This is a genomic window from Acetatifactor sp. (genome assembly GCF_982438285.1).
The window spans coordinates 1-11,785 of sequence record NZ_CEWDFQ010000067.1; the positions used below are offsets into that span (position 1 = coordinate 1).

Genomic DNA, 11,785 nt, shown 5'->3' on the forward strand with positions numbered 1-11,785 from the left:
CCCCTCTTTCCCCCCCCCCCCCCCGAAAAAAGGGATCCTGCGGGGGGGGGAGCGACCCCCCCCCCCCGCCACACCCCGGATTCTTTTTGCCGTCTCGTTGGTCACGTTCAGCCTGGCGGTGCTCACATTGGGGGTGGGCTCCTGCACCACCGAGGTTCTGGCGGTGATCTCACAGACCTCCTCGCAGGAAATCATCACCGGCGCAAAAAATCTTGCCGCCGCATACTGCAGAGCCTTCCATCTGCCATAGTAATCTATGGAGGCCCAGGAGGCCACCGGCCAGATATCGTTTAGCTGCCAGTACACCGCCCCCATGCAGCGGTCGTCGCTGCGGTTTCTTCGAAAATGCTCCACACCGTAGCGCACAGCGTCCGCCTGCAGCAGCTGGGAGGCATATAAAAGTGTCTCAAAGCTTGTGGGATAGAGATATGTCATGGAAAGATACTGCAAAATCTTTCCGTTGGCTCCCTCATTTCTCTGATGCCGCTCCATCACCCGGGAAAAGACATTCCGATCCTGGGGCAGCGTAAAGCTTTTTATAGTTTCCAGACAGGGAAAGGACTGGAAGCCAAACTCCGACAGATACCGGAAGCAATGCTCCCTGTATGCGGCAAAGGGCACCCCCTCATGCCATACGTCCCAGTTGTGCACATCTCCTCTGTCCGGGCTGTTTGGCTCCTCAAAGGAGCCTCCCGAGGAGGGGGAGGAGGGCCAGTAAAAGGTAGCCGCATCCTCCGCCTTTAAAATATGGGGAATGATGTGCTCGTTGATGCGGATATAATGGGCCTGGGTGGTTTTGCTTCCTTCGTATTTGCACTGGGACGAAAGCCATTCCATCTCATTGTTGCCGCACCACAGCCCCAGGGAGGCGTGATGGCGCAGACGGCGCACGTTCTGTCTGATTTCCTCTGTAATGTTTTCCTCAAAGGCATCGTCCAAAAGATAGTTGGCGCAGGCGAACATCATGTCCTGCCATACCACCAGCCCCAGCTCATCGCAGGCATCATAGAAGTCATCTGTGGGATAGTATCCGCCTCCCCACACCCGTATCACATTAAAGTGGCAGCTTTTGCAGTCCTCCAAAAGCCTTCTGGTTCTCTTGGGCGTAATCCTGCTTAGAATATTGTCCTGTGGAATATAATCCGCGCCCATGGCAAAAAAGGTCTGTCCGTTCACCTTGTGGGCAAAGCTCTCGCCGTAGGAATCCCTGCGGCGCTCTATGGTGAGCGTCCTAAGGCCGATGCGCTTCCTTGCTTCCTCCACAGTCTCGCCGTCCAAAAGCAGCTGCACCTTCACCGTATACAAGGGCTGCTCTCCCAGACCGTTGGGCCACCACAGCAGGGGCTTTTCTATCCGGCAGGGCACACCGTTCTCAAGCCGGATTTCCTTTCCCAAAGGGTCTGTCAATGTAATCCGAAATTCCACCTCCTGTGCAGCGCTCACCGCTTCTGCCATCTTCACCGTTTCCGCCTGTGCCCTGACGGTGAGAAATACATCCTCTTTGTGCTCCTGGAGGATGCGAATATCTCCCAGTCTGGCCGCGCCATATCCAAGCAGGCGCACATCCTTCCAGATACCTGCATCCGGAAGCCTGGGGCCCCAGTCCCAGCCAAACATGCAGTGGGGCTTTCTCATATGGGGAAAGCCTCTCATGGCATGAACGGTTCCCCCCACATGGTACTCCTCATCCTTCCTGCGGATGTATTTTATGGGAGACTTGATTTTTACCTCCAGCAGATTATCCTGATCACGCAGGACTTCGTTGACGTCAAACTCCCAGTACCGGTGGAAATTGTCCGCCCTGCCAAGAAAGCTGCCGTTTAGAAAAATTTCCGCTATGGTGTCAATGCCGTCAAAGCGAAGGTTTTTATTGGGACAGTCCATCAGCGTCTTTGGCACGTCAAAGCTTCTTACAAAGGTATAATCCTCCTCCAAAAGCTTTAAGGCCTCCAGCTCGTTTTCCCGATAGTAGGGATCCTCCATTTCTCCGGCGTCCAGAAGAAAGGAATAGACAGACCCCGGTATTTTTCCAAAAACCTGTTTCCCGCTCTGGGATTTCATCTCCCATATGCCGTTCAATACTATTTCCTGCATTGTCTCCTCCCTTTAGCTTTCCATGGAAAGCTCTGTGAAAACTTCCCCTATCTTTTCTTCCTTTCCTTTCCGCACAAAGAAAAATGCCTGATGCTCTTTTGCCTTAATATAGGCGATTCCCTTTTTCATAGCCTTTGTCTCAAAATGCGCGCTGTCCAGACATTTTACAAAGAGCATGTCCTCCGGCAGATAGACATAGCGCCCTGGGGCGTTTTGCACATAGATGGGCGCAAGCATCAGCGAATCCCCTAAAAGAAGCTGGTCGTCCACACTCCGGGCCATCTCATCCTCCGGAAAGTCAAAGCTTAAGGGTGCAAAGAGCACATCATTGTTTTCCGCGGCAGAAATCATTTCCTGGTAAAGGAAAGGAATCAGCCGATACCGCAGCTTGATCAGTTCTCTGTATTCCTCTTTCTTTTCAAACTGATAAAATTCCTGTGGCTTATAATCCAGATGGCAGTGATTGCGCATCAGGGGAACAAAAATTCCAAAGGACAGCCACCGCAGCATCAGATCCTGTGTACAGTCGTCCCCGAAGCCCCCGATGTCCGCCCCCGCATAGAGAAAGCCGCACATATTCAGGGCGGGCATCATCTGTATATTCAAAAGCAGATGACTCCACCAGGAGCAGTTATCCCCGGTCCACACGCCGCTGAAGCGGTGCATGCCGATATAGGAGGAGCGGGAGTACAAAAGTGGCGTTTTATCCGGCATCCCTTTCTCAAAGCCCTCCCTTGCCGCCTTCATCATAAAATATCCGTACAGATTGTGAAGCTGCCTGTGGGTATAGGTTTTTCCCTCATAGTGATGCACGAATCTATCGTGATCCGCAGGATTGTCCTGAAAGCGCTGTATGCCGGACTGCAGTCTGGCAAAGCTTGAGGTAAGCTTCTCCTCCTTTGCATATTCCTCCGGCGGCACCTTCTCCCAAAGCTCCTTCATAGCGTCCAGGCTCCAGAACATGGCCGGTTCGTTCATATCATTCCAGCAGCCCTCGATGCCCTGGCTTATGAGAAAGCCGTACTGCTCTCCAAACCACTTGGCGGCCTCCTCATCAAATACGTCCACCAGCACGGATTTCCCCGGCCATACGCCGAAAATAAATTCCTCTCCGTCCTTTTTTCTGCAGAAATATCCCTTTTTTCGGCCTTCCTCATAGACCTCCCAGCCCTCCTGGGCCTTGATGCCCGCATCGATAATGGGAAGCAGCCGCACACCCTGTTCTCTCAGCTCCTGTACGAAGGCAGGAAAGTCCGGGAAGCGTTCACTGCTTACCGTAAAGTCCCTGCAGCCATCCATATAGTCGATGTCAAGACACACAATATCCAGTGGCACTCCAGCTTCCCTGTGTTTTTTCACCACCTCTCTCACATCCTGGGCGGTGCGGTAGCCCCAGCGGCTCTGCTGAAAGCCAAGCCCCCACTTTGGGGGAATATAGCTTTTTCCGATAAGCCTGCGGAAGGTTTTCACCACCTCCCTGTCCGAGGCTTCCTCTATCAGGTATAAGACCATATCCCCCTGTGAAGCGCTTACTGAAAGCTCCTTTTCTCTGGAAGCCCCTACGTCAAAGGAAATCTCCCCAGGATAGTCAAAGAACAGCCCCATATGACGCCTGCCGCTGATCAGAAGAAAGTTGTGGGCTGCATAAAGACCGTGCTTTCCCTCTGTATGGGCAGGATCATCCTTGTTGTAATGGGTATATATCCAGCCTCTCTTGTTCAGTCCCCTGACATTTTCTCCCAGGCCGTACACAATATCCTGTTTTTCAAGAGGACAAATGTACCCAAAGCCTTCTCCCGGCAAAATCCTTCCAAAGGAAGGCTCACCACTTTGTAGCGGAATTTCCTCCACCACTGCCTGTGTATTCACAGGACTGCCATATTCATATTTTTCTACCATAGCTGCATCCTCTACTGTAATCTGTATGTCTGAATCTCAAAGGGCTTTACCAGAATTTCCGCGCGTCCTTCCCTGACAGGAATGGCCTCTCCCTTCTCCTCCTCCAAGAGATTACAGGGAATCAGGCGCGTGATCTGGGGCGGCAAAAAAAGCACTGCCCTGGTTCTCGCATTTTGATTTTCGTAAAGCCTGAGAATCAGCCCCCTTCCATCCTCTGCTCTTTTGATGGTCTCGATTCTGATGTTTTTGCAATCTACGCTGCAGAAGGAAGGAAGCGCAAGGGTTCCCTTCACCACATAGGGAGCTCTGTTAAGCTGCTCCGCCTCTCTAACCGTATCCCCCTTGACAAGATCACCCTGATGAGGGTACAGAGCGTATGTAAAATAATGTACCTCTCTGTCTGCCTGTGGATTAGGATGATTTCCGGATTTAACCAAGGTCAGAGTCATCTCTCCGTTCTTTATGGAATGACCGTATTTGCAGTCGTTTAAAAGGCTCACGCCGTAATTTCCCTCGGACAGGTCTGCCCACTTGTGGGCGCAGGTTTCAAACTGTGCCTCCTCCCAGCTGGTGTTTGCGTGGGTGTTGCGTTTTACATTGCCAAACTGAATCTCAAAGGCTGCCTGGGTGCTGTGCACATCCACAGGAAAGCAGGCCTTCAAAAGATGCTGGTTGTCCTTCCAGTCCAAAACCGTCTCAAAGTCAATCCGCATGGTATCGGGATAAAAATGAATGCGCTGGCAGATGGAGGATCTGCTGAAGCTTCTTTTGATCAGCAGCGTGGCGCGCACAGGTCCCTCCTCCACAAAGTCCATTTCCTCCACCTGGGTGATATCCCAGCTCTTCTCACTGTAATAAACATCGATATCCCAGTTGTTATGAGCCATGGGCTTGTCCTCGTACATACGAAGCAGATTCCCTCTGCCCCCTGGGGCGAGCACCTCTCTTTCCTCCCTCTTATCGTAGATAGACACAAAATTTCCCTGGTCGTCCCACACGGCCCGGTAAAGGGGCGTCTCTACACTGTAGGGCGTTAGGATAAAGGGATTTGTCGCCTGTTCCCCCAATGTCACATGACAGACCCTGCTTCCCATGGAGGGCAGTCCTTTCACCTTCGCCAGAAAGCCCTCCTTTGTTCTCTGCATTGGGAAACCATTTCCCTCCTCATCTGAAAGCCAGAGCCCCGAAGGCTCCTTTGAGGGCTCTGAAGCCTCCTTCAAAAGCTGCGGTTCCAGCATTTCCTCCTTTATCAAAATCACAGCGTCCGTCTCCATGCCGATGGTGTTTAGCACGGAAATATTCTCAGAGGCTTCCGTCAGCGTCTCCAGCGCCTCTGTCGTCAGCTCCTCCATAGCTGCAAAGAGCTCTTCGTATTCCGTCCTTGTGACGTCGTACACCTGACGGATGGAGGAACCGGGCAGAATATCATGGAATTGATTTAACAGAACCTTCTTCCATATCTGCTCCAGCTTTTCCACAGGATAGGAAAGGCCCTTTTGTGATGCAAGCACCCGCAGAAGCTCCAGATCCATAAGCTTTAACTCACACTTTCGGTTTGCCCGTTTGTTTCTTCCCATGGAGGTGTAGGTTCCCCTGTGATATTCAAAATAAAACTCGCCCTCCCACACGGGCAGCCTTTTACTGCCCTCTACTCTTTCTCGCAGCTCTTCAAAGTATGTGCGGGAAAATACCTGTCTGACCTTTGGGATTCCCTTCAGCCCCTTTTCCATCCGCTTTGAGGTCTCCAGCATTTCCCTGGTGGGACCGCCGCCCCCGTCTCCAAAGCCATAGGCCACTAAAATATCGTTATTGATCTCTTTGTTCTGGTATCTTTCCCAGCCGCCCATAATGGAATCCGGATGCAGTCTGCCATTATAGGTGGTAAAGAAGTTCTTTATATTCTGCCCGATATCCACGGTTGTGATCATATGGGTGAGAACCTCCGAGCCGTCGATTCCCCTCCATATCATGGTATCGTTTGGAATCTGATTGATCTGGTTCCAGGACAGCTTTGTGGTCATAAAATACTCTATGCCACAGCCTCTCATGATCTGAGGAAGGGCACCGGAATACCCAAATACATCCGGCAGCCACAGGATTTTATTGTCTACGCCGAATTCTTCTTTAAAAAACCGTTTCCCATACAAAAACTGACGGACCAGGGATTCCCCGGAGGTAAGGTTGCAGTCCGCCTCCACCCACATGCCGCCCTCCGGCTCCCAACGGCCCTCTTTAATGCGCTTACAGATCTCCTGATAAACCTGGGGATATCTCTCCTTTACAAAGACGTACAGCTGAGGCTGGCTTGACATAAATTTATAATCGGGATACTCCTCCATCAGCTTCAGCACAGTGGAAAAGCTCCTCACCGCCTTTTCTCTGGTCTGCTCCACGGTCCACAGCCATGCCACGTCGATGTGTGTATGGCCGATACAGGAGGCGATAACCTCCTCATATCCTCCCCGCTTTTCGTACAATTCCTCCTTCAGGTACCCTCTCGCCTGTCTGACCGATTCATAATAGGCCTGCGAATAAGGCTCCCTTAAATCTATAAGGTTTACCGCCTCATTTAAAATGGCGGTCATCTGAATCCGGTCCTGATTTTCCTTGTCCATCCTTCCGAAGGCCTGCAGCGGCACCCAGATATCATAATAAAGAGCCGCCGTCTCCAGATCCGGCACAAAAAGCTCTGCCTCCAGGCGAAACTCTGTAAAATCCAGCCCCGAATAGGCCTGCAGTCCGATCTGAAGTTCCTCTCCCTCCATGGCTTCCTCACAAAGCTTTGCCTCCCTGTGATTGATGTCCATTCCCTGAACGGCGCTGTCATTTAAAAACAGCAGAAACTGGGGATTCTTGGTGGAATCCTTTGTCATGCCAAGCTCCGGTGCAATCAAAAGCCATAAGGGCTGTCCTGCCAGCTCTTTTGGCACTCTTACCTTCGCCCGGAAAAAGCAATGGGCGTCCGGGCCATACCAGTGCATGGTTTTACTGTCGAAGGGCTCCCATGGCGCTTCGTCCTCGTCAGCCTTGGAGGGAAACAGCCAGAATCCCTTTTTGTACTCCCAATTTTCAATGGGAACAGCTTTCTTCACAGAAAGCTGCTTCAATTCTCTGCAGATGACATCTGCTCTTTTGTCTAAATAACGCATATTCTCCTCTCATCCCGAAGACCGCTATCCCTTCACCGAGCCGATCATTACACCCTTTTCAAAATACTTCTGCAGCCAAGGGAAAACAATCAGCATGGGAAGCGTGGATACCACGATCACTCCATATTTAATCAGGTTCATCAAATCTGCCTGCTGCATCATAGCCTGCATGGAGCCTGCGTCTAATCCGGCGCCCCCTGCTCCTTCCAAAATGGTGCTGGCTATTTTGCTTTGAATCAGAATCTCTCTCAAAATCAGCTGCAGCGGATATTTTCCTCTGTCGCTTAGGTAAATCATAGCGTTGAAATATTCGTTCCAGTGCCCTACGCCATAGTAGAGAGCCATCACCACGATCACAGGCTTGGACAAGGGCAGCACCAGTTTTGCAAAAATCTTAAAGTCGCTGCAGCCGTCGATCATGGCCGCCTCATGAAGCTCCCAGGAAATGCTGGCAAAAAAGGTTCTGGACACGATCAGATTGTAGACAGATACCAGTCCTCCCAGCATCATATATAGTCTGGTGTCCAAAAGGTGAAAATCCCTGATATTCAGATACATGGGAATCAATCCACCGCTGAAATACATGGTCACAATAAAAATTTTCATCAGAATGCCCCTTCCCGGCAAGTCCTTTCTGGAAAGAGCATAAGCGCAGGGCAGCGTCACCGCCAGGTTCAGCAGTGTGCCTCCCACCGTGTATAAAATGGTGTTGGCATAGCCCGTAAAAATATCCTGATACTGCATAATATACTTATAACCATCCAGCGTAAAACCCACCGGCAGAAGAATCACATCGCCGGAGGTTACCGCCACCGGATCGCTGACAGAAGCGCTTACCACAAAAATCAAGGGATACAGGGTAATCACAAGGATGAGCCCCAGTATCAGATAATTGCAGCAGACAAACAGCCTGTCGTTTAAACTCATCTTTTTTCCTCTGAGCTTTTCCATACGCCACCTCCCTACCACAAGCTGGTATCGCTGGCCTTCCTGCTGATCAGATTGGCAGCCACCAGAATAATACAGTTGACCACAGAGTTAAACAGCCCCACCGCAGTGGAAAAGGAATAGCTGTTGTTTTCCAGTCCTACCTTGTACACATAGGTGGAGATCACCTCCGAGGCCATAAGGTTTGTTTCGTTCTGCAAAAGATACACCTTTTCGTATCCGATTCCCAGAAGAGAGCCGCAGTTTAGGATAAACACAATAATCATAGTAGGTACCAGAGCTGGAAGATTTACATGGATAATCCTCTGAAACCGGGAAGCGCCATCCATCTGCGCCGCCTCCAGAATCTCCTTATCCACTGAGGCAAGAGCCGCAAAATAGATAATGCTTCCCCAGCCCGCCTCCTGCCAGATACCGCTTAATACATAGACCCATTTAAACCAGGTAGTCCCCTGCATAAAGAAAATGGTATTTCCTGTAAAAAACTCAATGATCTTATTGATAATTCCACTGGACGGGCTTAAGAACAGGGTGAGCATGCCGCAGACAACCACTGTGGAAATGAAATGAGGGGCAAACAAAACTGTCTGTATGGACTTTCGCACTCTGTTATTGATCACCTCATTGAGCATCAGCGCAATGATCACGGAGGCAGGAAAGCCCAGTATCAGCGCCAGCACACTCAGAGTCAGTGTATTTTTCAGGATAATGGGAAACCAATAGGAGGAAAATAATCTCTCAAACTGTTGAAAGCCCACCCAGGGGCTTCCCAAAATCCCCTGTCTGAAGCTGTAATCCTTAAAGGCTATGATCAGCCCGTACATCGGTTTATAGTTAAATAAAATCACATACAAGAGCGCGGGCAGTATCATCAGATAAAGCTGCCACTTACGCCATATGCTCTTTTTTTTCTTCGTCTTCACTACATATCCGCCTTCCCTCCCGGTTTTTCAAGACTGTGCTTTGCCATACTGCTTCCGATACTGGGAAGCGTTGATGCCGTACATCTGCTTAAATTTTTTCCGAAAGCCGGGAACATCAAAATATCCAACGTTTTCCGCAATCTCCTGAATGGACAGATCCGTTTCCAAAAGCTCCTTCTTTGCCTCCTCCATCCGCAGATTGCTCAGATAATCAATATACCGCATTCCCATTTTCTTTTTGAAAATGCGGCTCACATAGGTCCGCGACAGGCCAAACTCATCCGCCACCTCCTCCAGGGAAAAATCGTTCCTTCTGTAGTTATTCCTGATATATTGCAGAATATAGTCGAAATTTGTTCCCTCCTCACGGCTGCAATAATATCTCACAATATTTCTCATATCATCCAGAAAAGAGGCGGTATCCCCCAGGTTAATCCGCTTCACATCCTCATAAATGGCCTGATGGACTTCGCTTTCACTGTTTTGCAGCAGCTGTATCATATAACGGATCAGGCAGAAGCGTCTGTAATAAACCGTGTTGTCTCCCGGCTTTGTTTCACCCTTGGCTGTCTTTTCCAGAACACGCTCCGCCCAGTCGGCGTCCTTTTGCTCCATGGCCTCTCCGAATTCCTTCAGCTGCGCATCGGCCAATGCCTTCAATTCATTATTTTCCCCACCGCTTTGACGGCAGATAAAAATGCTTCCCGAAAGCGGGCTTACACTCATGGCCTGCAGCTGCTCTAACGCCTCCATCCAGGCATAGGCAATCATATGGCGCTTGTCATAAATGGAGCTGATCACAATCGTCAGGGCGCCGGCCTTAGAGGACGCCTCTTCAAAAAGCTTCTGCAGCCTGACAGCCCGTCCGTTTCTTATCTCACCAGACTTATCTTCGTTGGGGCACTGCAGCAAAAGCTCAAATACAGTCTGCTCTCCGAGAAATCCGCTGCAGTGGATATCCTCCGTATATTCCTGCTCCAAAAGCCTTTCCAAAAGTCCTTCCTGCTGTTTGGGCGCATAAATAATGCACACCGCATAATACTCCTCGTAAAAATCCAGCTCACACAGCTCCAGCATCTGCTCCGCCTGTTCCATATTATTATAGGTACCGTGGAGAATCATCATAGACACCTGCTGCCTTAAGGCTCTCTGATACTGTGTGATCACTGTCTTGGAATTGCGGTTTTCGGTTACAATGCCGCTGACTGCCTTCCTGATCAGATCCCACTCATCCTTAGCCTCCCTGCCTGCAGGTTCCTCCAGCACATCTCCCACCATCTCCGCTACCCTTCTGGTCTTTTGCCAGTAGCTGTAGCTGATCTTAAAGGAGATTGCCCCCGCCAGAATCAGAAACAGGGTCATAACCACATAGGCGGTAAACTGATAGTCCATTATATTAGCGTACACCATATCATACTGCCAGGAAAAATGAAGATTGATTCTGGGATACTTCTGGGAAACCTCCTTGATAATCCAGCTGCCTGTTGATACATCGGGAAAAGCTTCTTGTGCAATCTCCCGATATCCCTCTTCTCCGGTTCCGCTCAGATATACTGACTGCCCGTTTTCCAAATCCATCCTTACATAAAGATTTTCCACCAAAAGCAAAGGAGTCATAAGCTCCGCAAACTCTGCCATGGACACACAGAAATTAACAGAAGCCTGCCTGCCGTTTACCACAGTGTCTATGGGCATATGGAATAAAAGCATGCTGCTTCCATTCTCCCTGACGGCTACGGCCATATCCTGGCTTTCAGAGTCAAGCAGCGCTCTTATAATCTGGGCCGTCTCTTCATTGCAGGACAGCGTTTCCTGGATATAAGTGCTCACACTGCTGGAGCCCTCTATGGAATAAATTCTGTCATTGCCGTAGTAGACAAAGCAGTCAGCAATCATTTCCTCGTAGGCGCAGACCTCGCTTATGTATTGAATGGCCTCCTGTATATGGCTCTCCCCCTTAAGCATAGCGCCTCTGGCCACATAAGAGGACTGCCCTATCTGTACGCTTCGGGAAATCATGTTTCTGTATTTGTCCTCCACAGCCTCCATAACCTGGTTCACTGTCAGCTCCAGGCGTCTGTCATCCATTTTTTTAAATTCTGAGGACAACCCGTAGAAGAAAAGCAGGAGAATGCAAAACAGGGGAATCAACAGCCCTATGTAGGAAAAAAACATCTTTTTAAGCATTCCTCTTTTTCTCATTCTGCATCCTCCATGTTCTTCTCACCGCCTGCTAAAACTACCGTACATGAAAGCAGGAAGCGCACCAATATACTTTCTGTTATTGATCGCCGTACATTCTGTCATAAGCTGCCTGCTCAATGGAAAGAAGCTCATCCAGGCCCATGGACTTCACGGTGGCCACATGTGCATCCCACTGTGTCTCGATATCAGCCTCTCCGGTGATAAACTGCGTTCTCATAGTGCCCAGATAAGAATCGATATCCGTAAATATAGTAGCTCTTCTCTCCGCTTCCTCAGGTGTATAAACCAATACAGGGAAGGTCTCTATTACCTGATCCACTCTTCTGTGTCCCTCCTCTACCAGCACCAGCCAGCCATAGTCAGGAAGCAGCACCTGCAGGTCATCCTCTGTGGCAAGCTTCATCAGCTCATACTGATATCCGGGGCCGCAGCCGAATACGTTAAAGGCCTCGTTTGCGGTAGCCTTCTGGTAGCGGTATTCCTCTGAGGAGGAATATCCCTCCGGACATACTCTTTCTCTGATCTGGTAATCAAAGGAAATATCAGGCACCGTCACATAATTCCAGT

At 50.0% G+C, this 11,785-nt stretch carries 6 protein-coding genes and 1 pseudogene; all 7 read right to left on the bottom strand.

Annotated features, from left to right (window positions below; translation table 11 throughout):
• The coding region (locus AC1WIP_RS05150) for a glycoside hydrolase family 2 protein (RefSeq protein WP_481140815.1) at nucleotides 1-2,094 on the bottom strand (2,094 nt) is incomplete at its 3' end.
• 12 nt (nucleotides 2,095-2,106) lie between these two features.
• Nucleotides 2,107-3,993, bottom strand: coding sequence for a glycoside hydrolase family 31 protein (locus AC1WIP_RS05155; protein ID WP_481140816.1), 1,887 nt, complete (start codon nucleotides 3,991-3,993; stop codon nucleotides 2,107-2,109).
• 11 nt (nucleotides 3,994-4,004) lie between these two features.
• The gene (locus AC1WIP_RS05160) at nucleotides 4,005-7,142 is read right to left on the bottom strand and encodes an alpha-mannosidase (protein WP_481140817.1); all 3,138 of its coding nucleotides are present in this window, start codon (nucleotides 7,140-7,142) and stop codon (nucleotides 4,005-4,007) included.
• 24 nt (nucleotides 7,143-7,166) lie between these two features.
• Complete coding sequence (locus AC1WIP_RS05165; RefSeq protein WP_481140818.1) at nucleotides 7,167-8,093, bottom strand: carbohydrate ABC transporter permease; 927 nt, start codon at nucleotides 8,091-8,093, stop codon at nucleotides 7,167-7,169.
• A gap of 11 nt (nucleotides 8,094-8,104) precedes the next feature.
• Complete coding sequence (locus tag AC1WIP_RS05170; protein WP_481140819.1) at nucleotides 8,105-9,013, bottom strand: ABC transporter permease; 909 nt, start codon at nucleotides 9,011-9,013, stop codon at nucleotides 8,105-8,107.
• A gap of 27 nt (nucleotides 9,014-9,040) precedes the next feature.
• Nucleotides 9,041-11,215: a helix-turn-helix transcriptional regulator gene (locus tag AC1WIP_RS05175; RefSeq protein WP_481140820.1), complete on the bottom strand. Its 2,175-nt coding sequence runs from the start codon at nucleotides 11,213-11,215 to the stop codon at nucleotides 9,041-9,043.
• Between the two features lie 79 nt (nucleotides 11,216-11,294).
• Nucleotides 11,295-11,785: pseudogene (locus AC1WIP_RS05180) on the bottom strand (hypothetical protein); the annotation flags it as partial.

Bases quoted from the DNA above. Each gene is read 5' to 3' on its own strand.
- AC1WIP_RS05160 (WP_481140817.1), bottom strand. From the start codon at position 7,142: ATGCGTTATTTAGACAAAAGAGCAGATGTCATCTGCAGAGAATTGAAG.
- AC1WIP_RS05155 (WP_481140816.1), bottom strand. From the start codon at position 3,993: ATGGTAGAAAAATATGAATATGGCAGTCCTGTGAATACACAGGCAGTG.
- AC1WIP_RS05175 (WP_481140820.1), bottom strand. From the start codon at position 11,215: ATGAGAAAAAGAGGAATGCTTAAAAAGATGTTTTTTTCCTACATAGGG.
- AC1WIP_RS05165 (WP_481140818.1), bottom strand. From the start codon at position 8,093: ATGGAAAAGCTCAGAGGAAAAAAGATGAGTTTAAACGACAGGCTGTTT.